Origin of the sequence: Microbacterium flavum (assembly GCF_018717645.1) — a bacterium.
GTDB lineage: Bacteria > Actinomycetota > Actinomycetes > Actinomycetales > Microbacteriaceae > Microbacterium > Microbacterium flavum.
Genome location: NZ_JAFLHG010000002.1, coordinates 66,474 through 88,420, shown reverse-complemented (window position 1 = coordinate 88,420; position 21,947 = coordinate 66,474). Strand labels below are relative to the sequence as shown.

Annotated in this window: 22 protein-coding genes; 6 read left to right on the top strand and 16 right to left on the bottom strand. The window is 70.7% G+C overall.

The features are described 5' to 3' along the window. Positions 1–9 precede the first annotated feature (9 nt). Both J0P97_RS02445 and J0P97_RS02440 read right to left on the bottom strand, forming a co-directional pair. The gene (locus tag J0P97_RS02445; RefSeq protein WP_308163367.1) at positions 10–1,113 is read right to left on the bottom strand and encodes a histidinol-phosphate transaminase; all 1,104 of its coding nucleotides are present in this window, start codon (positions 1,111–1,113) and stop codon (positions 10–12) included. 67 nt (positions 1,114–1,180) lie between these two features. Further along, a complete protein-coding gene (locus tag J0P97_RS02440) occupies positions 1,181–1,549 on the bottom strand; it encodes a LysM peptidoglycan-binding domain-containing protein (RefSeq protein ID WP_215486193.1) in 369 nt (122 codons plus the stop codon). A gap of 259 nt (positions 1,550–1,808) precedes the next feature. Between J0P97_RS02440 and lexA the strand changes: the two genes are divergently transcribed. Beyond that, the gene (gene lexA, locus J0P97_RS02435; RefSeq protein ID WP_215486192.1) at positions 1,809–2,471 is read left to right on the top strand and encodes a transcriptional repressor LexA; all 663 of its coding nucleotides are present in this window, start codon (positions 1,809–1,811) and stop codon (positions 2,469–2,471) included. An 81-nt stretch (positions 2,472–2,552) separates the two neighbouring features. Further along, complete coding sequence (locus J0P97_RS02430) at positions 2,553–3,890, top strand: hypothetical protein (protein ID WP_215486191.1); 1,338 nt, start codon at positions 2,553–2,555, stop codon at positions 3,888–3,890. Positions 3,891–3,897: 7 nt separating this feature from the next. Here J0P97_RS02430 and J0P97_RS02425 read toward each other — a convergent pair whose 3' ends face one another. Genes J0P97_RS02425 through J0P97_RS02415 form a run of 3 tightly spaced genes read right to left on the bottom strand, consistent with a single transcriptional unit; the run spans position 3,898 to position 6,541 of the window. Next, positions 3,898–4,476: a flavin reductase family protein gene (locus tag J0P97_RS02425; RefSeq protein WP_215486190.1), complete on the bottom strand. Its 579-nt coding sequence runs from the start codon at positions 4,474–4,476 to the stop codon at positions 3,898–3,900. After that, positions 4,473–5,519, bottom strand: a complete 1,047-nt coding sequence (locus J0P97_RS02420) for a methionine synthase (protein WP_215486189.1) — start codon at positions 5,517–5,519, stop codon at positions 4,473–4,475. The genes J0P97_RS02425 and J0P97_RS02420 overlap by 4 nt, the downstream gene beginning before the upstream one ends. Positions 5,520–5,542: 23 nt before the next feature. After that, a complete protein-coding gene (locus tag J0P97_RS02415) occupies positions 5,543–6,541 on the bottom strand; it encodes a putative oxygenase MesX (protein WP_215486188.1) in 999 nt (332 codons plus the stop codon). Positions 6,542–6,681: 140 nt separating this feature from the next. Between J0P97_RS02415 and J0P97_RS02410 the strand changes: the two genes are divergently transcribed. Both J0P97_RS02410 and J0P97_RS02405 read left to right on the top strand, forming a co-directional pair. Next, positions 6,682–7,623, top strand: coding sequence for a LysR family transcriptional regulator (locus tag J0P97_RS02410; protein ID WP_215486187.1), 942 nt, complete (start codon positions 6,682–6,684; stop codon positions 7,621–7,623). Positions 7,624–7,705: 82 nt separating this feature from the next. Next, positions 7,706–9,718 carry a prolyl oligopeptidase family serine peptidase gene (locus J0P97_RS02405; RefSeq protein WP_215486186.1) on the top strand — a complete coding sequence of 671 codons (2,013 nt, stop codon included), beginning with the start codon at positions 7,706–7,708 and terminating at the stop codon, positions 9,716–9,718. A gap of 289 nt (positions 9,719–10,007) precedes the next feature. On the opposite strand, the gene hflX is transcribed toward J0P97_RS02405, so the two are convergent. Beyond that, a complete protein-coding gene (gene hflX, locus J0P97_RS02400; protein WP_215486185.1) occupies positions 10,008–11,588 on the bottom strand; it encodes a GTPase HflX in 1,581 nt (526 codons plus the stop codon). 73 nt (positions 11,589–11,661) lie between these two features. On the opposite strand from hflX, the gene J0P97_RS02395 reads away from it, so the two are divergent. Both J0P97_RS02395 and J0P97_RS02390 read left to right on the top strand, forming a co-directional pair. Then, on the top strand, positions 11,662–12,327 hold the full coding sequence (locus tag J0P97_RS02395) for a class I SAM-dependent methyltransferase (protein WP_215486184.1): 666 nt from the start codon (positions 11,662–11,664) through the stop codon (positions 12,325–12,327). Positions 12,328–12,331: 4 nt separating this feature from the next. After that, complete coding sequence (locus J0P97_RS02390; RefSeq protein ID WP_215486183.1) at positions 12,332–13,291, top strand: Dyp-type peroxidase; 960 nt, start codon at positions 12,332–12,334, stop codon at positions 13,289–13,291. 79 nt (positions 13,292–13,370) lie between these two features. Here the strand turns inward: J0P97_RS02390 and dapF are convergent, their stop codons facing one another. The 10 genes from dapF to J0P97_RS02340 form a co-directional block, all read right to left on the bottom strand. After that, entirely contained in the window at positions 13,371–14,234 is an 864-nt protein-coding gene (dapF, locus tag J0P97_RS02385; RefSeq protein WP_215486182.1) for a diaminopimelate epimerase, read from the bottom strand. 50 nt (positions 14,235–14,284) lie between these two features. Continuing rightward, positions 14,285–14,707, bottom strand: a complete 423-nt coding sequence (locus J0P97_RS02380) for a GNAT family acetyltransferase (protein WP_215486181.1) — start codon at positions 14,705–14,707, stop codon at positions 14,285–14,287. Beyond that, positions 14,704–15,621, bottom strand: coding sequence for a tRNA (adenosine(37)-N6)-dimethylallyltransferase MiaA (gene miaA, locus J0P97_RS02375; protein WP_215486423.1), 918 nt, complete (start codon positions 15,619–15,621; stop codon positions 14,704–14,706). Before miaA ends, J0P97_RS02380 begins: the two co-directional genes overlap by 4 nt. Positions 15,622–15,658: 37 nt before the next feature. After that, entirely contained in the window at positions 15,659–17,224 is a 1,566-nt protein-coding gene (gene miaB, locus J0P97_RS02370; RefSeq protein WP_215486180.1) for a tRNA (N6-isopentenyl adenosine(37)-C2)-methylthiotransferase MiaB, read from the bottom strand. 130 nt (positions 17,225–17,354) lie between these two features. Beyond that, the gene (locus tag J0P97_RS02365; RefSeq protein WP_215486179.1) at positions 17,355–18,233 is read right to left on the bottom strand and encodes an ABC transporter permease; all 879 of its coding nucleotides are present in this window, start codon (positions 18,231–18,233) and stop codon (positions 17,355–17,357) included. Next, on the bottom strand, positions 18,230–19,174 hold the full coding sequence (locus tag J0P97_RS02360) for an ABC transporter ATP-binding protein (RefSeq protein ID WP_215486178.1): 945 nt from the start codon (positions 19,172–19,174) through the stop codon (positions 18,230–18,232). The genes J0P97_RS02365 and J0P97_RS02360 overlap by 4 nt, the downstream gene beginning before the upstream one ends. Before the next feature lie 114 nt (positions 19,175–19,288). Next, on the bottom strand, positions 19,289–19,993 hold the full coding sequence (locus J0P97_RS02355) for a regulatory protein RecX (protein WP_215486177.1): 705 nt from the start codon (positions 19,991–19,993) through the stop codon (positions 19,289–19,291). Further along, a complete protein-coding gene (gene recA, locus J0P97_RS02350; protein WP_215486176.1) occupies positions 19,993–21,048 on the bottom strand; it encodes a recombinase RecA in 1,056 nt (351 codons plus the stop codon). The genes J0P97_RS02355 and recA overlap by 1 nt, the downstream gene beginning before the upstream one ends. A 229-nt stretch (positions 21,049–21,277) precedes the next feature. Then, positions 21,278–21,502, bottom strand: a complete 225-nt coding sequence (locus J0P97_RS02345; protein WP_215486175.1) for a DUF3046 domain-containing protein — start codon at positions 21,500–21,502, stop codon at positions 21,278–21,280. Between the two features lies 1 nt (position 21,503). After that, on the bottom strand, positions 21,504–21,821 hold the full coding sequence (locus tag J0P97_RS02340; protein WP_215486174.1) for a helix-turn-helix domain-containing protein: 318 nt from the start codon (positions 21,819–21,821) through the stop codon (positions 21,504–21,506). Between the last annotated feature and the right edge of the window lie 126 nt (positions 21,822–21,947).

Sequence of the window (21,947 nt, the reverse complement as noted above, 5' to 3'; positions counted from 1 at the left end):
CCATCCGCCTCAGGAGCGGCCCGGGTGGGCCCCGCCGTCGCCCAGGGAGGCGAGGGCATCGAGGAACGCCGTCGACTCCTCTTCCGTCCCCGCGGTGACGCGGAGGCTCCGGGGCAGCCCCACGTCGCGCACGAGCACGCCGCGGTCGTACAGCCCCTGCCACGTGGCGGCCGGGTCGTCGACGCCCGCGAAGAGGACGAAGTTCGTCCAGCTCTCGAACGGCTCGTAGCCGAGGGCGTCGAGGGTGGCCGAGATGCGGTCGCGCTGACCCACGATGTCGTCGACCATCGCGAGCATGGCCGGCGCGTGTCGGAGCGCGGCGACCGCGGCAGCCTGCGTCAGCGCGCTCAGGTGGTAAGGCAGCCGGACGAGACGAAGCGCATCGATGAGTGCGGGGTCGGCGGCGAGGTATCCGACGCGGGCGCCGGCGAAGGCGAAGGCCTTGCTCATCGTCCGAGAGACGACGAGGCGCTCACGACCTGGGAGAAGGGTCAGGGCCGATCGCGCGTCGCGCGGCGCGAACTCCTGGTAGGCCTCATCGACGATCACGATCCCGTCGGTGGCGTCGTAGACGGCTTCGACGACGTCGAGGCCGAGCGGGGTTCCGGTCGGGTTGTTCGGGGAGCACAGGAAGGTGACGTCGGGCGCGGCCTCCTCGATCTGTGCCGCGGCGTCGCCGGCGGAGATCGTGTAGTCGACGCCGCGCGTCCCCGCGACGTAGGTGGCTCCGGTGGCGCGCGTGAGGAGCGGGTACATCGAATAGGTGGGGGCGAACCCGAACGCGGTCCGCTCGGGACCGGCGAAGGCCTGCAGGATGTGCTGGAGCACCTCGTTGGACCCGTTGGCCGCCCAGATCTGATCGGGCGCGAGGCCGTGGCCGAGGTAGTCGGCGAAGCCTTCCCGCAGCGCCGTGAACTCACGGTCCGGGTAGCGATTCACCTCACGCAGGGCGTGCGCGAGCGAATCGAGGATGTCGTCGGCCACTTCTTCCGGGACCGGATGCGTGTTCTCGTTCACATTCAGGGCGACGGGAAGGGGCGCTTGCGGCGCTCCATAGGGCGTCAGCCCGCGCAGGTCGGGTCTGAGGGGCAGATCGTCGAGACTCGCACTCACACGACCATCGTAGAGCGGGCGGCCCGCCGCCTCCGACGAGAGCTTCCGATCAGAGCGCGGCGCCGTCTCACCGAGACGCGATGTCGACGGGCAGCGAAATCGTCTGACCGGCGACGAGGGCTCCCGAGGAGAGGGCATTGAGGCGGATGATCTCGTCGACGACGTCGCGGGGATCAGCCGAGGGGGCGGCATCCTGTGCGATCGACCACAGCGTGTCACCCGGAAGGACGGTGACCTGGGTGAAGGCACCTGCGGGCGCTCCGCCCTCGCCCGAGGCGAGTGCACCGCCGCCGGAGACGATCGCGAACGCGAGCGCGAGGACCGCCGGGAGCGCGGCGAGGGCCGCCAGCACCCGCCGACCGCGTGCCGTGAGCCGCAGGCGCGTCGCGGGGACGCGCGGAGCGAAAGCGGGGGCGGTGATGTCCAGAGTGCTCATGGTGTTCTCCTCTGTGGAAGTCGCGATCTTCGCATCCGGCTCTCGGCCGGGAGAACCGGATGCGAAGTTCTCTTCCGAATCTATCTTCGATAAAGTACAGGTGTCAACAACGGTGGTGATCGGAGACGGATCGAACGCGACACGCGGACGGTTGCCGCTCGCGCCGCCCCGGACCGGATACGGTTTCGACAGGAACAGCCCATCACCGACCTCCGACATTCGAAGACGGGAGCGGGCGATGGGACTGAAGGAGAGCGACATGGACAGGCCGCAGACCCGGCGACGCAAGAGCCTGAGCGAGAAGCAGCTCGCGATCCTCGAGGTCATCCAGCGCTCGATCGCCCGGTACGGCTACCCGCCGAGCATGCGGGAGATCGGCGACGCGGTCGGGCTCAAGTCGCTCTCCAGCGTCACCCACCAGCTGAACCAGCTCGAACTCAGCGGCTACCTTCGCCGCGACGCGGGCAAGACGCGCGCGATGGAGGTGCTGATCGACCTCCCAGGGGCATCGACGGAGAACCCGGCCGATGAGGCACCGGCGGTCGGCGATGCCGCGCTCGTGCCCCTGGTCGGACGGATCGCCGCCGGCATCCCGATCACGGCCGACCAGCACGTCGAGGAGATCTTCCCGCTTCCCCGCCAGCTCGTGGGCAAGGGCGACCTGTTCATGCTCAAGGTGAGCGGCGAGTCGATGATCGATGCCGCCATCTGCGACGGCGACTGGGTCGTCGTGAGGTCGCAGCAGAGCGCCGACAACGGCGACATCGTCGCGGCGATGCTCGACGACGAGGCGACCGTGAAGACGTTCCGGCAGCGCGACGGGCACACCTGGCTCCTCCCCCGCAACAGCGCCTTCGAGCCGATCCTCGGCGACGATGCGACCGTGCTCGGCAAGGTCGTCGCCGTCCTCCGCGCGGTCTGAGCCACCCCGGTCGGGTGATCCGACCCCGCGCGGGGGCAGATGCACTGGGGGTGCGACGGCTTTCTCCGCCACAATGGCGCCATGAGCGACGGCGCGTCCCCCACGATCGAAGACCTGACCGCGCGGATCGGCACCCTTGAGGCGGAGAACGAAGTCCTCCGCGGCGCGACGCCCGCGCCCGCCCCGATGACGCGCGGGCGCTGGCGGGCCTGGGCGTCGGCGGTCTGCATCATCGTCGCCGCGATCCTCGTCCCCCTGTCGATCGTGTCGGCATGGGCACGCGTCCAGCTGGTCGACGAGGACAGCTTCGTCGCGACGCTCGCGCCGCTGGCCTCCGACCCTGCGGTGCAGTCCATGGTCGTCGACGAGACGATGGATGCCATCCGCGCACAGACCGACTTCGGCCAGATCACCTCTGACGCCATCGACGGTGTCGCATCCCTCGGCCTTCCCCCTGCGGCGGTCTCGGCGCTCACCCTGCTCAAGCAACCCGCGGCGGACGGGCTCGAAAGCCTCGTCGATCGCGCGGTGACACGCGTGGTCGCCTCCGACGCCTTCGCCGGCGTGTGGTCGACAGCCACACGCGCCGGCCACCGTGCGCTCACGACCGCAGCCACCTCCGACGGCGGCGGACTCGTCGTCCGCACGGGCGACGGCGTGGGCATCCAGCTCGGAGCGATCGTCGAGCGCGTCCGGCAGAACCTCACCGACCAGGGCGTGGGGGTCGCCGGCCTCATCCCTCGCATCGACAGAGTCGTGATCCTCGGCTCCGGGGAGAACCTCGTCCTCGTCCGCACCGGCTATGCGGTCGCCGCCGCGGTCGGGTACTGGCTGCCCCTCGTGTCCCTCGCTCTGTTCGCCGCCGGCGTCCTCGTCGCGCGCCGCCGCGCGACCGCCCTGGTCGGCACCGGAGTGGGGCTGCTCGTCGGCGGCGGGTCCCTCGCGATCGGCATCGCGGTGGGCGCGAGCGTCACGGCGGTGTTCGCGGCGCAGTCGGGCCTGGAGCCGGTGGCGATCGGGGTAATTTACGCACAACTGTCGGACGGGATGGCGCACACGGCGACCATCGTCGCCGTGATCGGCGTCGTCCTCGCTGCCCTCGCGTGGTCCCGTGGTCGGTCACGGAGCGCGACGGCCCTCCGCGACGGCGTCGATGCGGTCAACAGCGGCGCGCGCTCGTGGCTCGCCGCGCGGGGCGTGGACACGGGCGGCTTCGGTCGTGCGCTCTTCGAGCGACGCGTCGCGGTGCGCGCCGTGATCGTCGTTCTCGCCCTCATCTGGCTCGTCGCGCTGCGACCACTGACCGTGGGCGAGATCGTGCTCGTCACCGGGACCGCCCTCATCGCGTGGTGGGTCGCCGAGCTCTCCCAGTCACGCCCCGCGGAGGGTCCGGCGGCGGCCGAGCGGGTCCCCCGCTGACGGCGGATCAGTCGTCGATGCGCGACTGGTCGCTGAGGCGGTGCCACGCACGGTTGTGGTACACGAGGGCATCGCCGGCCGCGCCGGGTGCGACGTCCCGACCGAAGCCGGACTCCAGGGCGTGCGCCGCGATGACGGTCGAGCCCCCGGCGTCCATGCGGCCCACGACCGCACAGCGCACCCATGCGCGCACGCCGGCGAAGAGCGGCTCGCCCGTCTCCAGGCGGGACCAGGGGTGCTCCTGGGCGAAGCGGTCGACCCCGCGGGCCGCGCCGAGCTTCGCGAGTTCGACGTCGTGGGCGTCCAGAAGGTGAACCACGACGGTGGCGGCGCGAGCGAGCACATCCGCCGACGACGACAGCGCCGAGATCGAGAAGATCAGCAGCGGCGGCTCGGCGCTCACGGAGACCACCGACGTGGCGGTCAGGGCGACCGGACCGTCACCTGCGTCGGCGGTGATGACGGCGACGCCCGCGGGATGCCCCCGGAAGAGCGACGTGAAGGCGTCGCGCGAGAGCGACGACGAGAAGCTGTGCTTCTCCTCCGGGGTCTCCCTGCCCGCGTCCGACGCGGCCGACACGCTCATGCGACGCTCCGTACGGGCCGCGCGAGCTCGTCGCGGACGATGCGCGCGCCGGCGGTCAGCGCGCTCAGCTTCTGCTCCGCGACCCGGCGCGGGAACGGCGCCATGCCGCAGTTGGTGCTCGGGATGAGGTTGTCCGCGTCGACGAATGCCAGCGCACGGCGCAGAGTGTCTGCGACCTCCTCGGGGGTCTCGACCCTCTCGTCGGCCACGTCGATGGCGCCGAGCATGACCTTCTTGCCACGGACCAGTTCGATCAGATCCATCGGGACGTGCGAGTGCTGGCACTCCAGCGAGATGATGTCGATCGACGAGCGCTGCAGAAGCGGGAAGGATGCCTCGTACTGCCGCCACTGCGACCCGAGCCCCGCCTTCCAGTCGGTGTTCGCCTTGATGCCGTAGCCGTAGCAGATGTGGACGGCGGTCTCTGCCTTCAGGCCCTCGACCGCCCGCTCGAGTGCGGCGACGCCCCAGTCGGCGACCTCGTCGAAGAAGACGTTGAAGGAAGGCTCGTCGAACTGGATGATGTCGACGCCCGCCGCCTCGAGCTCTCTCGCCTCCTCGTTGAGGATCTGCGCGAACTCCCACGCCAGCTTCTCGCGGCTCTTGTAGTGCGCGTCGTAGAGCGTGTCCACCATCGTCATCGGGCCGGGGAGCGCCCATTTGAGGGGACGATCCGTGATCCCGCGCAGGAAGACCGCGTCGTCGACGAAGACAGGCCGCTCGCGGCGCACCTCCCCGACGACGGTGGGCACGCTCGCGTCATAGCGATCGCGGATGCGCACCGTCTCGCGCTTTTCGAAGTCGACGCCGCTGAGGTGCTCGATGAAGGTCGTCACGAAGTGCTGACGGGTCTGCTCTCCGTCGCTGACGATGTCGATGCCGCGCCGGGTCTGCTCATGGACCGCGACGCGCAGCGCGTCCTGCTTGCCCTCGGCGAGCGCGTCCCCTTCCAGCGACCACGGAGACCACAGGATCTCGGGCTGAGCGAGCCACGAGGGTTTGGGGAGGCTGCCCGCCGTCGTGGTCGGCAGGAGGGTGTTCACGAGCGGTGATCCTTGTCTCGTCATCAGACCGGCACCGCGATCCCGGCCCAGCGCTCCAGGACATCCCGGTGCGGTTCGACGAAGTGCTCCTCGGTGTACCGGCCCTGCGTGAGCGCGAGCCGGCTGCGCTCCTCGCGGTCGTAGTCGATCCGGGTGCGGGAGTAGTCCTGCGACTCCAGGCTCGGCCGGTAGAGCGCGGGAGCCGCGGAGTTCGCGTTGTAGATCTCCGGTCGGTAGATCTTCTGGAACGCCTCCATCGTGCTGATCGTGCCCGCGAGCTGCAGGTCGGAGTAATCGGTGAGGAGGTCGCCGCGGAAGTAGAACGCGAGAGGCGCGACGCTGCCACGCGGCATGAAGTAGCGCACCTGCAGGCCCATCTTCCCGAAGTACTCGTCGGTGAGGGAATGCTCGTCCTGGACGTATTCGACGCCGAGGATCGGGTGGTGGTTCTCCGACCGGCGGTACGTCTTGCTCGTCGACACGCTGATGCAGATGACCGGCGACTGCGGGAAGCGCTCGCGATACGTCACCGAGTCCAGGAAGTGGCGGAAGAGCCTGCCGTGGAGCTCGCCGAAGTCGCGCGGAAGGGCCGGAGCCTCACCGGCCTCCTTGGCCCGGTGCGCCGAAGCGGGCAGCAGCACGCTGAAGTCGTAATCGCGGAGGTAGGAGGAGAAGTTGTTCCCCACGATGCCGTGGTGGCGCGCCCCGGTGTGACCGTCGAGGATGTGGATGTCGAGGACCTCGATCAGCGGGAAGCGCTGGTCGGCGCCCTCCGCGGCGAACTCGAGCTGCACGGAGACGATCTCGAGCTCGAGGGCGTACCGGTCTCCGGTCGGGTTGTCCCAGTGCGCCAGGTCGTTGAACCGGCGGTCGATCATCGTGAGCGCGCCGCGCAGGTTCTCCTGACGGTGCGGACCGCGCGCGAGGTTGGCGAAGTTCGTCGTGATCCGCGAGTCCTCGGACGGCGCGTAGCGCTCGTCGAACCGCGTCGTCGTGATGCTGAACGCGAAGTCATCCGTCATGCGTGGCCACTCCTGGGGTGAACGGCCGGGCTCGGCCTTGCGTAAGTGAAGACTCGTCCATCGTGCAGCGATTCGCAGATATCGCGTAACTCGCCGTAACTATGCATTGATATAGCCCTTGCCTATGTCAGGCTCCCAGGATGGCCCAGGGAAGCAACGGTCTGACGCTCCAGCAGCTCCGCTACTTCATCGAGGTGGCGGCGGAGGGGTCGATCTCAGCCGCCGCCGATGTGCTGTACGTCGCCCAACCGACCATGTCCGCCGCCATGAAGGACCTCGAGGCGCGCGTCGGGCGAGCGCTCCTGATCCGTTCCTCGCGCGGGATCAGCCTGACCGTGGACGGGGCGGAGTTCCTCGGCTACGCCCGACAGGTCGTCGAGCAGGTGGAGCTGCTCGAGCAGCGCTACCTCGGGCGGCCGCCGTCCCGGCGACTGCTCGGCGTGTCGACCCAGCACTATTCGTTCGCGGTGGATGCCTTCGTGCGGATGGTCAAGGCGAGCGGAGCCGTCGAGTACGAGTTCGCGCTCCGCGAGACGCGCACCTGGGACATCATCGAGGATGTCCGGACGCTCCGCAGCGAGCTCGGCATCCTGTACCGCAACGACTTCAACCGGAACGTCATCGACCGGCTCCTGCGCGACTCCGGTCTGGTGTTCCATCCCCTATTCGCCGCCGCCCCGCACATCTTCATCTCGCGCCACAATCCGCTCGCCGTCCGCACGCGGGCGACGCTCGCCGACCTCGTCGGTCTGCCACGGCTGACCTTCGACCAAGGGGCGAACAACTCGTTCTACTTCGCCGAGGAGATCCTCTCCACCCTGTCGAGCGCGCAGGAGATCCGCGTCGCCGACCGCGCGACCATCTTCAACCTCATGATCGGTCTCGACGGCTACACGATCTCGACGGGCATCATCAGCGGTGAGCTCGACCCGGAGATCGTCGCGATCCCCCTCGATGTCGATGAGCGCATCGAGATCGGCTGGATCGGTCATGCCGCCATCCCGCTCACCGAGCAGGCGCAGCGGTACCTCGCCGAGGTGCGGGCCGTCGTCGCCGAATTCGACGTCGCGCTGATCGGCTGAGGGGCTGTCGCCGGACCAGCCGGCGGCCCCGCACGCCCGCGGCGTCAGCGCAGGCGAGATGCCGAGCGCGTAGCGTGAAGCCATGACGACCCCGCTGCCCTATGGATCCTGGCCCTCGCCCTTCACCGCGGAGTGGGCCTCCGCCGCGTCGCCGCGGATGGACGGCGCCGCCTTCGTCGGGGACGACGTGTGGTGGGGTCAGTCCCTCCCGGCCGAGAACGGCCGCACGGCGGTGCTGCGGCGCCGGGTGCCGAGCGGTGCGCTGCCCGGCGACGATCCGTCCGGCGGGGATGCCGCCGAGGTGCTCCTTCCCGCCCCCTGGAACGCCCGCTCGAGCGTCCACGAGTACGGCGGCGGATCGTGGGCGGCGACCGCGGACGGACGGCTCGCCTTCGTTGAGAAGTCTGATCAGCGCGTCTGGCTTCTGGCACCCGGCGGCGCCGAGCCGCGGGCCCTGACGCCCGAGGATGCCGCGACATCCTACGGCGGGCTGCGGATCACGCGGGGTCGGCTCCTCGCGGTGCGGGAGTGGCGGGGTGAGGGGGCCCTTCGGCGGGGCATCGTCGAGATCGCGCTCGACGGCGAGGCATCCGTGCGCCAGCTCGTCGGCGAGAGCGATTTCGTCGCTCAGCCCGCGCTCTCGCCGGATGGCACGCATCTCGCCTGGGTGGCGTGGAATCACCCCGATCTGCCCTGGGACCGCACCGAGGTGCGGGTCGGCCGCATTGAGGACGGCCGGGTGCCCTCGTGGGCGGCCGTGACGTCGGGGACGACGGCCGCGCTCCAGCCGACGTGGGCCACGGACACCGACCTCGTGTACCTCGATGAGCCCGCCGGCCGCTGGAACCTCTGGCATCGCGTGCACGGCGGCGACGGCTTCGGCGCGCCCGAGCCGATCGCGCCCGCCGACGCCGACACCGGGGGTCCGCTGTGGTCGCTCGGCGGCCGCTGGTACGGCCTGCTCGACGGCGGTCGCATCGTCGCCGTCCGGACCAACGGCTCCGACGAGCTCGTCCTCGTCGATGCGCAGGAGCCCGGCTTCGGCGGTGACGCGAGCGGTGCGCGGGCCTCCGTCGTCCGGATCGACGTCCCGGCGACCTCCGACCTGTGCATCGAGGACGTCGTCGGATCGCGCGCCCTGGTCTCGGGCGCCGCACCCGGCACCAGCGGACTGTGGCTCGTCGACGCGGACACCGGGGCCGCCCTCCAGGTGGTCGGGGCGCGAACGGAGACAGCGTCCGCGAGCGGCCCGTCCGCGGGCATTCCGGACGCGTGGATGCCGCAGACTCGGGCGTTCACCGCCGAAGGCCCGCGCGGCCCGGTCCACGCGTTCGTGCACCCGCCGACGCATCCGGACCACGCAGGGCCCGCGGACGAACGCGCACCGTACGTCGTGCTCGTGCACGGCGGACCCACCGCCCACGTCGGTGGCGTCGCGGACGCGAAGACGGTGTACCTCACCAGTCGCGGCATCGGCGTGCTCGAAGTCAACTACGGCGGGTCCACCGGCTACGGACGGGGCTACCGCGAACGGCTGCGCGGCCAGTGGGGCATCGTCGACGTCGAGGATGTGGTCGCGGCGGCCGTCGGACTCGCCGACGCGGGCGAGGCCGACCGCTCGCGTCTCGCCATCAAAGGCGGGTCGGCGGGCGGGTGGACCGTCCTCGCGGCACTCGCCCGCACCGACGCGTTCGCGGCCGGGATCAGCCGGTACGGCGTCGCCGACGCACGCGCCCTGGCCGAGGACACGCACGACTTCGAGTCGCGGTACCTCGACGGCATGATCGGCCCGCTCCCCGAGGCGGAGGAGACCTACCGCGAACGCTCCCCGCTCACGCACGTCGACGGATTCTCCGCGCCGGTCCTGCTCCTCCAGGGGAGCGAGGACCGCGTCGTGCCGCCCTCGCAGTCCGAGGCGATCCGCGACGCACTGGCAGCGCGCGGCATCCCGCACGCCTACCGCCTGTACGAGGGCGAGGGGCACGGGTTCCGTCGCGCCGAGACGATCGTGGACGCGCTGGAATCGGAAGTCGCCTTCCTCGGCGCGACCTTCGGCTTCGAGACCCCCGGCATCCCGCCGATCGCCCTCGACTGAGGGCCCGCGCACCGACCTCGCACGCACCCCCACCCGGCGCTCCGCACCGGGCGCGCCTCACCTCGCCGCGGACGTCGCGGTCGCCGGGCGTACCCAATGCAGGAACAATCGGCGCGACGGCGCACCACCACCGCGGATTCCTGCGGCGGGGCACCGGCCGCCCGCACGGATCTCCTGCGTCAGGTACACGCGGGGGTCGCAACTCGGCGCCGTGGCCCGGCGCGGCCCCCGCGACAGCGACGAGACACTCTCCTCGGGCAGCGACCTCCTGCAGCCCCGGCGAACGACCTCAGGCGGAGAAGGGCGCGAGTCGGCCGCCGAGGATCGCCGGCACGTGCGCGTGCAGGACGGTGCCCTCGGCGCTGTGCTCCTCGCTCAGGATGATCCCATGCTCGTGCACCGCCGAGACGAGGTCGCCCCGGTCGTAGGGAACGACCGCGCGCACCTCGACGGCAGGAAGCGGCAGCGTGGCCTCGACGCGCGCTCGGAGCTCCTCGACGCCCTCGCCGGTGCGCGAGGACACGAACAGCGCCTGCGGCGCGAGGCCGCGGAGGACCAGCCGTGTGTCGTCGTCGAGCAGGTCCGCCTTGTTGAACACGACGATCTCGGGGACCTCGCGCGCCCCCACATCGCCGATGACGTCGCGCACCGTCTGCAGCTGCGCCGCGGGGTCGGGGTGCGAGCCGTCGACGACGTGGACGATGACATCGGCATCCCCCACCTCTTCGAGAGTGGAGCGGAAGGCCTCGACGAGCTGATGCGGGAGATTCCGCACGAACCCGACGGTGTCGGTGAGCGTGTAGACGCGCCCGTCGACGGTCTCACTGCGGCGCACGGAGGTGTCGAGCGTCGCGAACAGCGCGTTCTCCACGAGGACACCGGCACGCGTGAGCCGGTTCAGCAGACTCGACTTGCCGGCGTTGGTGTACCCGGCGATCGCGACCGCCGGAATCGTGTTGCGCTTGCGCTCGGCGCGCTTGGCCTCGCGCGCAGGAGCGAAATCGCGCAGCTGCTTGCGCAACTGCGCCATCTTCGTGCGGATGCGGCGGCGGTCGAGCTCGATCTTGGTCTCACCGGGGCCGCGCGAGCCCATGCCCGCGCCGCCCGCACCGACCTGGCCACCGGCCTGCCGGCTCATCGAGTCGCCCCAGCCGCGCAGGCGCGGGAGCAGGTACTCGAGCTGAGCGAGTTCGACCTGCGCCTTGCCCTCCCGACTCTTGGCGTGCTGGCTGAAGATGTCGAGGATGACGGTTGTGCGGTCGATGACCTTGACCTTCACCACGTCCTCGAGGGCGCGTCGCTGGCTGGGCGCGAGCTCGGTGTCGGCGATGACGGTGTCCGCGCCGACGGCGGCGACCAGGTCGCGCAGTTCCGCCGCCTTGCCCCGGCCGATGTAGGTGGCGGGGTCGGGGTGCGGGCGCCGCTGCAGCACACCGTCCAGCACGACCGCACCGGCGGTCTCCGAGAGGGCCGCGAGCTCGCGCAGCGAGTTCTCCGCGTCCTCCTGCGAACCCTGCGGGTACACACCGATCAGGACGACGTTCTCGAGCCGCAGCTGCCGGTACTCGACTTCGGTGACGTCCTCGAGCTCGGTCGACAGTCCGGGTACGCGACGCAGCGCGGCGCGCTCCTCGCGGTCCCACTGGTCTCCATCGGTGTCGCCGTACGACACCGTCGTCTGGTCCTGCAGCGCCTGGGCCGCGCCGAACACGTGGATGCCGGAGCGCGATTCGGCTCGCGAGAGGACCCGGTCGACGGGATCGATCGGGTGGCTGACCGAGCCGACATCCGCGCTGGCAGCGGTGTCTGCGGCGACGTCCGTGTCGCCGACGGCCTCGGTGGTTCCGGTGATTCCGGGATTCTGAGTCATTCGTTCCTTCGCATCAGTGAGCCTTGCAGTCTAGCCTCTCGCGCCGTGGGGACGCTCCGCTACGCTGGCAGTCATGGCGGGCGATCACTACTTCAGCGCCGCCCCGTCCAGCGCGGAGCATCTGCGCCGCATCCCCGTGGTCCTCTCCGGGCGATCCGGTGAGGCGACGACCGCGGGCGGGGTGTTCAGTCCAGACCACGTCGACCAAGGCACCGCCGTGCTCTTGGCCAATACGCCCCCCGTTCCCCCGGGAGGCGACCTGCTCGATCTCGGCTGCGGGTGGGGCCCGATCGCCTTGAGCCTGGCCATCGCATCCCCCCACGCGACCGTCTGGGCGGTCGACGTCAACGAGCGGGCGCTCGATCTCGTCCGCCGCAATGCCGCGGCCTGGGGCCTCGACAATGTCAACGCCGTGCTGCCCGAGGATGTTCCCGACGAGGTCGTCTTCCGCTCCATCCGCTCCAACCCGCCCATCCGGGTCGGCAAGAACGAACTGCACGGGCTGCTGGAGCGGTGGATTCCGCGGCTGGACGAGCGCAGCGACGGATGGTTCGTCGTGCAGCGCAATCTCGGCTCCGATTCCCTCCAGCGGTGGTTGGATGCCACGTTCCACCCGGGGTACTCGGTGACCCGCGCGGCGACGGCACGCGGCTTCCGTGTGCTCAAAGTGCGCAAGCACGGAGCGGTGCCTACCGGCCCCGTCGACGTGATCGACCCCCTCAGCCCCCTCGAGGAGTGACCAGATGAGCGATTCCGCCGCCCGCCGCGTCCCGATCGAGCCGCAGAGCGTCGATGCCCCGCTGACCTCCTCCGCCGTCCTGCTGACGCTCGTCCTGGGCAGCGCACCCGGGGCTGTCGACACCGTGCGAGGCGTCCTCGGCGACCTCGACGACATCGTGAAGAACGTGGCATTCCGCGACCTGCACGCCTCCCTCGCCTGCACGGTCGGCATCGGCGGCGATGCGTGGGATGCCGTGGCGCGGGCGCCCCGCCCGCGCGAGCTGCATCCGTTCCGCGCCGTGCGCGGTGCGGCCCACACCGCCCCCTCGACCCCCGGTGACCTGCTCCTGCACATCCGCGCCGACCGGCGCGATCTGTGCTTCGAGCTGGAGCGCCAGCTCCTCGACCGTTTCGGCGATGCCGTGAGCGTCGTCGATGAGACCGTCGGCTTCCGCTACTTCGACGCGCGCGACCTGCTGGGCTTCGTCGACGGCACCGCGAACCCCGTCGGCCCCGCCCTCCCCGCCGCCACGATCATCGGCGACGAGGACCCGGCCGCGACCGGCGGCAGCTACCTCGTCGTGCAGAAGTACGTGCACGATCTCTCCGCGTGGAAGGGACTCACGACCGAGCAGCAGGAGGCGGTCATCGGCCGCACCAAGAGCGACAACATCGAGCTCGACGACGCGGCCGCTCCCGACCAGAAGTCGCACAAGACCCTGTCGACCATCGTCGATGACGCCGGTGTCGAGCACGACATCCTGCGCGACAACATGCCGTTCGGCTCCCCCGGCCAGGCGGAGTTCGGGACCTACTTCATCGGATACACGCGGGAGCTGTGGGTGATCGAGAGGATGCTCGAGCGCATGTTCATCGGCGATCCGCCCGGCGCGCACGACCGCCTGCTCGACGTGTCCACGGCCCTCACCGGCGGGGTGTACTTCGTGCCTCCCAGCGAGGTCCTCGCCGGTCTCGGCGACTGAGGCCAGCGGGCACCCGGCGCGTCGGTCGGTGTCCGGTCGGCACCTCCGCGCGGCGTCGCCGCTCCCGTCACCCCCGCCGTCAGGCGAGGGCGACCTCGCCGGAGTAGACGAGGGTGGCCGGACCCGAGAGGAGGACGTGGGATCCGTCGCGCTCCTCCACGATGCGGACGCCCAGGCGCCCTCCCGGCACGTCCACCGTCCACGCGGCGGGCGCGGCGGCCCCGGCCCAGTGCCGGACGGCGAGCGCCGCAGCCGCGACGCCCGTCCCGCAGGACAGGGTCTCGCCTACGCCGCGTTCGAACACGCGCATCCGGATCGCGCCGACGCCCCCGCTCACCAGCGGATCCGCGGGGACGACGAACTCGATGTTCGCCCCGTGCGCAGGGGCGGGCGCGAGCAGCGGCTGAGCGCTGAGGTCCAGCGCGTCGAGTTCGGCCGTGGAGCCCAGTGCGACGACGACGTGCGGATTCCCCACATCGATGCCGACGCCGGGCCGCGGGACGTCGAGCCCTCGCGCCCGCACGACGACATCCGACTCGTCGACGGCGAAGAGTCCCAGATCGACTTCGAAACCGAGGTCGCTGCGGGTGAGGACCTTCGTCCCCGCGCGCGTGCCGATCCGCAGGGGGGCATCGATCGTCGCCAGGCCCGCCTCGACGAGGTACTTCGCGAACACCCGTGTGCCGTTGCCGCACATCTCCGCGGCCGATCCATCGGCGTTCCGGTAGTCCATGAACCACTCGGCATCGGGCGTCGCAGCGCCCTCGGGGAGTGCGGCGGAACGGACCACCCGCAGCGTGCCGTCGCCACCGACGCCGAACCGGCGATCGGTGAGCGCGGCGACCTGGTCGTCCGTCAGGATCAGCTCGCCGTCGGGGTCGGGAAGGATGACGAAGTCATTGCCGGTGCCGTGGCCCTTGGTGAACGCGACCGTCCGAGTCATGCCCTCAGCTTACGGCGGCGGCTGTGGGCCCGGCCGTGCGACAGCCGGGATCAGTCGGCGATGAGGCGCTTCGCCGTCGCCCAGATGTCGAAGCTCTCGTAGCCGATGGCGGCGTAGAAGTCGTGGACGCCGCCGTTCTCGGGGCGCACCATGAGCTGCACCTTCGGGCACCCCATCTCCCGCAGGAGCTCCTCGGCCCGTTCCACGAGCCTCCGCGCGATCCCCTCGCCGCGTCGCTCCGGCGCACTGGCGAGGTAGTAGAGCCACCCGCGGTGGCCGTCGTAGCCTGCCATCACCGTTCCCACGAGCTCACCCTCCTCGGTCGCGACGAGGAAGAGCTCCGGCTGCACGGTGAGCTTGCGACTGATGTCCTGGTACGGGTTGTTCCAGGGCCGGGTGAGCCCGGTCTCCTGCCAGAGCGCGACAACGGCGTCGGTGTCGGAGAGGGAGAACGGCCGGATGTCGATGCTCATCCGACCGAGTCTGCCAAATCCCCGGCATCCGCGTCGGGCGCTGTCCACAGGATGCCGCGGTAGCGCCGGAACCAGGACACCTGGCGCCGCGCGTACCGGCGGGTCAGCGCCTGCGTCTGCGCGATCGCTTCCGCCTCGGTGAGGGCGCCGTCCAGCTGGGCCAGCGCCTGGGCGTAGCCGATGGCGCGGCCGGCAGTGGGCGAGTCGTCGAGACCGCGCGCGCGGAGCGCCTCGACCTCGGCGAGCAGCCCGCTGGCCCACATCCGCTCGACACGGGCGTCGAGCCGCTCGACGAGCGGCGGGCGGTCGACGTGGACGCCCACGATCGTCGTGGGTTCGTGCCAGAGGGCGGCCTCCTCCGGCAGGGCCGCTCCGTGGGTGCTCTCGCCCTGCGCGAGGACTTCGAGCGCCCGGACGGTGCGCCGCCCGTTCCGCGGGTCGATCCGCGCCGCCGTGTCGGGATCCAGAGCACGCAGTCTCTCGTACAGCGCGCCCGGACCGGACCGGTCGAGTTCGGCTTCGAGATCGGCCCGCAGCGCGTCGTCGTGCGGCGGGAAGCGGAAGTCGTAGACGACGCTGGAGACGTACAGCCCCGAGCCGCCCACGAGGATCGCGTCCGCCCCGCGGGTGAAGATCGCCCTGATCGTCTCGCGCGCGACGCGTTGGTACTCGGCGACGGTGGCCTCCGCCGTCACCTCCCATGCGTCGAACAGGTGGTGCGGGATGCCGCGGCGCTCGGCTTCGGGGAGCTTCGCCGTGCCGATGTCCATGCCGCGGTAGAGCTGCATGGCGTCGGCGTTGACGATCTCCGCGGCACGTCCTCGCGCGGCGAGGGCCTCGGCGAGGCGGAGCGAGAGGTCGGTCTTGCCGGTGCCGGTGGCCCCGACGACGGCCCAGAGCCGCGCATCCCCCACGGCCGTCACGGGCGTGCGGCGGAGGCGGCCGGACCGGTCACGGAGCGATGCGGAGCGTCGGGATGCCGAGTCCGACGGCGCGGCGTCCGTCAGCGGTCAGCTCAGCGGCGGGCGCGGGCACCCCGCACGACTCCGCCTGGGTCCGGTCCCACGCGTCGCCCGCGCGCGTCCGGCGGATGCGGAGGGGGGCACCGTCGGGGCTGTCCGCCAGGAGGTGGAAGGGTGCGGCGTGCGTGACCGTCACCGTGACGACGTCGCCCGGGCGGGGCAGGGGACCCGCGTCGACACCTCCGGGGACCTCGAAGTGGACGAGGCGATTGTCCTCAGCGCGCCCCGTCAGGCGGTGGGTCTCGGCATCCTTCTTGCCTTCGCCGGTCGACACGAGCACCCGGAGCTCACGGCCGACCTGCGCCCGGTTCTCCTCCAGGGAGATGCGCTCCTGGAGGGCGATGAGCCGTTCGTAGCGCTCCTGGACGACCGCCTTCGGGACCTGATCCGGCATCGTCGCGGCGGGTGTGCCCTCGCGGATCGAGTACTGGAAGGTGAACGCGCTCGCGAAGCGCGCCTGCTCGACGACGCGCATCGTGTCCTCGAAGTCCTCGTCGGTCTCACCCGGGAATCCGACGATGATGTCCGTCGTGATCGCCGCCTGGGGGATGCGCTCCCGCACCCGGTCGAGGATCCCCAGGAAGCGCTCGCTCCGGTAGGAGCGGCGCATGGCCTTCAGGACGCGGTCCGACCCGGACTGCAGCGGCATGTGCAGCTGGGGCATCACCTGCGGCGTCTCGGCCATCGCGTCGATGACGTCGTCGGTGAAGGCGGCCGGGTGCGGGCTCGTGAAGCGGATGCGCTCGAGGCCCGGGATCTCACCGGCGGCGCGCAGGAGCTTCCCGAACGCCTGACGGTCGCCGAACTCGACGCCGTAGCTGTTGACGTTCTGCCCCAGGAGGGTCACTTCGATCGCGCCGTCGTCGACGAGGAGACGGATCTCGTTCAGGATGTCGCCGGGCCGGCGATCCTTCTCCTTGCCACGCAGGTGCGGGACGATGCAGAAGGTGCACGTGTTGTTGCAGCCGACCGAGATCGAGACCCACCCGCTGTGCACGGAATCCCGCTTCGTCGGGAGGGTGGAGGGGAAGACCTCGAGAGCCTCGAGGATCTCGAGCTCCGCGTCGCCGTTGTGGCGCGCACGCTCGAGCAGGCCCGGGAGGGATCCCATGTTGTGCGTGCCGAAGACGACATCGACCCAGGGGGCCTTCGCGAGCACGGCATCCTTGTCCATCTGCGCGAGGCACCCGCCGACCGCGATCTGCATGCCCGCGCGCTTGTCCTTGCGGCTCTTGAGGTGCCCGAGCGTTCCGTACAGCTTGCCCGCGGCGTTGTCGCGGACGGCGCAGGTGTTGATCACGACGACATCAGCCTCCGCCCCGGCATCCGCGCGCACGTAGCCCGCGGATTCCAGGGACCCGGACAGGCGTTCGGAATCGTGCACGTTCATCTGGCAGCCGAACGTGCGCACTTCGTAGGTGCGCACCCGGCCGTCGGCATCGACGGCCGCCTCGGAGGGCGCGATCAGGGTGGGGGCGGCGGACGGTGACGACATGATGGATGCCATTCTACGAGCGATCCGCGCCACCGGTCCGGTGCCGCAGGCGCCGGGCGCCGGGCGCCCTATGGTTAGCGCCGTGTGGTGTCAGCGGCACGCGGTCCGATCAGCGCGGGAGGCAGTGCCCTCAGCGCAGCAGGGCGCGGATCCGACCTGCCGACAGCGCCGCGAACCCGACGGCCACGAGGCACAGCACCGCCAGCGCGAGCCAGACGGGCACGGCGGCGGACCCGACGAACAGGTCGATCCCGTAGAACTCCCGCAGGCTCACCGCGGCGTCGGCGTTCCCGTGCGCCACGGTCGCGAGCGTGTCGACCGTGAAGGGCCGTCGCAGGAGCATCGCCCCCTGGGCGAAGGGCAGGGCGTTGATCGTCGAGGCGACGCCGCTGGGCAGCGATCCGACCGGGATGTACGCGCCGGCGACGAACCCGAGGATCGTGCCGAGCACCGTGGCGAAGGCGGAGTAGGCGCCCGCGGTGCGCAGGAAGGATGCGCCGAAGGCCGCGAGAGCGGTGAACGCGGCACAGCAGAGCACCATGACTCCCGCGCTGGCCGCGACGGCGGAGGCGGGGAGCCAGACGCTCCGGACGATGCCCAGGTACCCGATCGTGAGGACGAGGATGACCCCCGACATGATGATCGCCACGACGACGGAGGAGACGAGGTAGCCGAGGACGAGGTGGGTACGCCGGATGGGGGCGACCAGGAAGTCGGCGAAGCGGTTCGAGGCGCGGTCGTCGACGAGAGCGGAGAGGGCGCCGATGCCCGAGGTCACCGTCGTGAGAAGGACGATCCCCGACAGCATCCAACTGTCCACGAACGCCTCGATCTCGCCCTGGGTCGCCTCGGGAAGGGTGGCCGCCAGGCCGTCCACCTGCAGGCGCCCCAGGAACAGGGTGTACAGCAGGAAGAGGATGAGGCCGCTGAGCAGGGAGAAGAAGACGTTCATCCGATCGCGGAAGAACAGGCGCAGGTTCCGACTGACGATCGCGAGGACGATGCTCACGCGGCACTCCCCCGTGCGGCGCCGTCGGCATCGTCATCGATGCGTCCCGCGCCGGTGACCGCCAGGAACACGTCATCCATGCGACCGTGTCGGAACTCGAAGTCTCGGACGACGTCGCCGAGCGCGGTGAGGATGTGGCGCGCCTCCCCGGCGTCGCCCACAGCGATCCGCACGACATCGCCGTCCACGGTCGCCTCCGCCGCACTCCCGGCGACCGCGTGCAGGACCTGTGCCTGGTCGTCGGCGGTGACCGTCAGGATGCTGCGGCTGAACTCGGAGCGCAGCCGGCTCGGCGTGCCCTGCGCGACGATCCTTCCCGCGTCGATGATGCAGACGTTGTCCGCCTCCTCGGTCTCCTCCATATAGTGGGTGGTGAGAAAGACGGTGAGTCCGTGCTCGCGCCGCAGCCGCCCGATCGCGGACCAGACCGCGACCCGGCTGGCGGGGTCCAGGCCCGCCGTCGGCTCATCGAGGAAGAGGATCGCCGGTTCGTGCAGCAGAGCTCGGGCGATGTCCGCTCGGCGACGTTGACCGCCGGAGAGCCGGCCGTACGGCCGGTCCAGGACGTCGTCGAGCTCGATCAGGACGGATAGGTCGCGCAGGCGGGCCGCGAACCCCGACCGCGGGACGCGCGAGAGCGTCGCACGCAGGCGCAGGTTCTCGCGGACGCTCAGCGCGTCGTCCATGAGCGCGTTCTGGAAGACCACTCCGATCGCCGCGCGCACCTCCTCGGCCTCGGAGCGCACATCGCGTCCGGCGACGCGCATCGTCCCGGCGTCGGCGCGCAGCAGCGTCGTGAGGCATCCGATCGTCGTGGACTTTCCCGCGCCGTTCGCACCGAGGAAGGCGAAGAGCTGGCCGTCGGGGACGGTGAACGACACCTGGTCGACGGCGCGCACCGCCCGATAGGACTTCACCAGTCCATCGACCTCGATCGCCACGGTCCCCCCTCTGCGCCGAACTCCGCACGGAGCCGACGGCATCCTGGTGCCGAGTCTGTCAGAGGATCGATGGATCCGCTGGGGTGGATCCCCGCCCCCGGACGTCCCGTCCGCTCAGGGCTCGAACCGGACGGAGCTGCGCCCCGGCCGCTCGAACTCGTCCCATGCGGTCCGCGCGGCGTCCAAGGCGTACGACCCGTATCCGCGCCGGGCGAGCTGGCCGGAAAGCCGTCGCAGCGCGACATCGCGGTCGAGCCCCCGCATGCTGCGCACCTTCGCCCGGGCGAACTCGACTGCTCGCTCCCGCTCGTCGTCGGGCAGCGCGGCGAGGGCCGCGTCGATGACCGCGCGCGCGATGCCGCGGTCCGAGAGCGCCCGCGACACGGCCATCCGGCCCTGCCCCTTGCGCTCGACCGCCGTGTGGACGAGCTGCTCGGCGAGCTTCTCGTCGTCGAGGTATCCGTGACCGAGGAAACGCTCGATCACGGCCTCCGTCGACGCCTCGTCGACGTCACGCTCGACGAGGATGGTGCGCGCCTCTCGGACGGAGAGGGAGCGCGTGCGGAGTTTGCGCAGCAGCGCGGCCTCGCCGGCCGCGGCGATCTCTCCCCGGTCGTCCGCCGCTGTGGGACCGGATGCCTCGGTCGACGACTCGACGTCGTCGACACGACCCGTCCGTCCGGCCGCGGGCTCGGTCCATGTCCGGTGCCACACCTCGGGAGCCGCGTCGGTTCTGCGGTCCTCGCCGCCGGCCGGCGCGGCGGATGCCGGCCGACCGAACAGCGGGATCACGGGCGCGAGCGCGCCGTCCTCGACCATCAGGCCGGGCGGCGCTCGGCGAGATCGGCGACCGGCGCGGCGACGTCGGTCTCCTTGGGCTGCCCGATGCCGAGCTTCGTCAGGATCTTCTGCTCGATGTCGGCGGCGATGTCGGGGTTCTTGAGCAGGAAGTTGCGGGCGTTCTCCTTGCCCTGGCCCAGCTGCTCGCCGTCGTAGGTGTACCAGGCACCGGACTTCTTGACGATCGCCTGATCCACGCCGTAGTCGATGAGCGATCCCTCCCGGGAGATCCCGACGCCGTACAGGATGTCGAACTCGGCCTGCTTGAACGGCGGTGCCATCTTGTTCTTCACGACCTTGACGCGCGTGCGGTTGCCGACGGCCTCGGTCCCGTCCTTCAGTGTCTCGATGCGGCGGATGTCGAGGCGCACCGAGGCGTAGAACTTCAGTGCCTTGCCACCGGCGGTGGTCTCGGGTGAACCGAAGAAGACGCCGATCTTCTCGCGCAGCTGGTTGATGAAGATCATCGTCGTGCCGGTCTGACTCAGCCCACCGGTCAGCTTGCGCAGCGCCTGCGACATGAGACGCGCCTGGAGACCGACGTGGGAATCCCCCATCTCGCCCTCGATCTCGGCCTTGGGCACGAGCGCGGCGACCGAGTCGATCACCACGAGGTCGATCGCGCCCGAGCGCACGAGCATGTCCGCGATCTCGAGGGCCTGCTCTCCGGTGTCGGGCTGGGAGACGAGGAGCTGGTCGATGTCGACACCGAGCTTCTGCGCGTAGTCGGGGTCGAGCGCATGCTCGGCGTCCACGAACGCGGCGATGCCGCCCGCGCGCTGGACGTTCGCGATCGCGTGCAGGGTGAGCGTCGTCTTACCCGAGGACTCCGGGCCGTAGATCTCGACGATGCGGCCACGCGGGAGACCACCGACGCCGAGCGCGACGTCGAGGGCGATGGAGCCGGTGGGGATGACGGCCACGGGAGCACGCTCGTCGCTGCCGAGGCGCATCACCGAGCCCTTTCCGAACTGCCGGTCGATCTGGGCGAGGGCCGATTCGAGGGCCTTCTCGCGGTCGGCGGGTGATGGCATGACGTGCTCCTTCGTTCGCGTGTCCGTCGCCTGTAGGCTGTCGCGCCCCTCCCCGGATGGAGTGGGATCTGCGACAAGGCGGAGGTGTCGTGGTGACGAGGTCCACGCTACGAAGGGCCTCCGACATCGGTCGGCGGATCCTGCGCGGTGGTGGACAACCTCTCGGCGACACCTCTTGTGGAGGAGCCTATGCAGGCATCGAACAAAAATACGACGACACGCCGTGGCGTCAGCGGCGCGGGGGGTCCATCCGGCCGACGCCGTGGCGTCGGGATTCGGGGACATCCATCTCCGCACAGAGTGCGAGCCACACGTCGCGCGGCGCCACACCCTCGTCGAGCGCCTGCCGCGCGGACCGGCACCCCACGCCGCCGAGGATCAGATCGCCGATGACGAACGGCGCGCGCACGCCGAACTCGGCGTCCACGGCGCGCTGGAACTCGCTGCGCCGCACGTCAGCGCAGCGAGAGCTGCGATTCGATGTCGCGATCGAGCGCGACGAGGTCGTCGGGAACGACGTCGGGGAAGACTTGCAGGCCCTCGAGCACCGAGATGCGGTCGCCGACCTCGCGCATGATCGTGGAGATGGGCACGTCCAGCGCTTCGGCCACCGAGGCGAGGATCTCGCTCGACGCCTCCTTCTGACCGCGCTCGACCTCGCTGAGGTAACCGAGGGCGACGCTCGCGCGCCCGGCGACCTGGCGGAGGGTGCGCCCCTTCTGCAGGCGGAAGTCGCGCAGGACTTCGCCGATCTCTTGGCGAACAAGGATCATGTCGGGCCCCCTCCTCTGATCATCGAACCGCGTCCCGGGTGGACAACAGTACAGGACCTTTGCGGTCACACTAACCCCCCGCCGCTGGAGAATGGCCGGGAATCACTGAGACGTAACAGGGTTGTC

Excerpts from the sequence above, each read along its gene's own strand:
- J0P97_RS02440 (WP_215486193.1), bottom strand. The coding sequence starts at position 1,549 with ATGAGCACTCTGGACATCACCGCCCCCGCTTTCGCTCCGCGCGTCCCC.
- lexA (WP_215486192.1), top strand. The coding sequence starts at position 1,809 with ATGGACAGGCCGCAGACCCGGCGACGCAAGAGCCTGAGCGAGAAGCAG.
- J0P97_RS02430 (WP_215486191.1), top strand. The coding sequence starts at position 2,553 with ATGAGCGACGGCGCGTCCCCCACGATCGAAGACCTGACCGCGCGGATC.
- J0P97_RS02425 (WP_215486190.1), bottom strand. The coding sequence starts at position 4,476 with ATGAGCGTGTCGGCCGCGTCGGACGCGGGCAGGGAGACCCCGGAGGAG.
- J0P97_RS02415 (WP_215486188.1), bottom strand. The coding sequence starts at position 6,541 with ATGACGGATGACTTCGCGTTCAGCATCACGACGACGCGGTTCGACGAG.
- J0P97_RS02410 (WP_215486187.1), top strand. The coding sequence starts at position 6,682 with ATGGCCCAGGGAAGCAACGGTCTGACGCTCCAGCAGCTCCGCTACTTC.
- J0P97_RS02405 (WP_215486186.1), top strand. The coding sequence starts at position 7,706 with ATGACGACCCCGCTGCCCTATGGATCCTGGCCCTCGCCCTTCACCGCG.
- hflX (WP_215486185.1), bottom strand. The coding sequence starts at position 11,588 with ATGACTCAGAATCCCGGAATCACCGGAACCACCGAGGCCGTCGGCGAC.
- J0P97_RS02395 (WP_215486184.1), top strand. The coding sequence starts at position 11,662 with ATGGCGGGCGATCACTACTTCAGCGCCGCCCCGTCCAGCGCGGAGCAT.
- J0P97_RS02390 (WP_215486183.1), top strand. The coding sequence starts at position 12,332 with ATGAGCGATTCCGCCGCCCGCCGCGTCCCGATCGAGCCGCAGAGCGTC.
- dapF (WP_215486182.1), bottom strand. The coding sequence starts at position 14,234 with ATGACTCGGACGGTCGCGTTCACCAAGGGCCACGGCACCGGCAATGAC.
- J0P97_RS02380 (WP_215486181.1), bottom strand. The coding sequence starts at position 14,707 with ATGAGCATCGACATCCGGCCGTTCTCCCTCTCCGACACCGACGCCGTT.
- miaB (WP_215486180.1), bottom strand. The coding sequence starts at position 17,224 with ATGTCGTCACCGTCCGCCGCCCCCACCCTGATCGCGCCCTCCGAGGCG.
- J0P97_RS02355 (WP_215486177.1), bottom strand. The coding sequence starts at position 19,993 with ATGGTCGAGGACGGCGCGCTCGCGCCCGTGATCCCGCTGTTCGGTCGG.
- recA (WP_215486176.1), bottom strand. The coding sequence starts at position 21,048 with ATGCCATCACCCGCCGACCGCGAGAAGGCCCTCGAATCGGCCCTCGCC.
- J0P97_RS02340 (WP_215486174.1), bottom strand. The coding sequence starts at position 21,821 with ATGATCCTTGTTCGCCAAGAGATCGGCGAAGTCCTGCGCGACTTCCGC.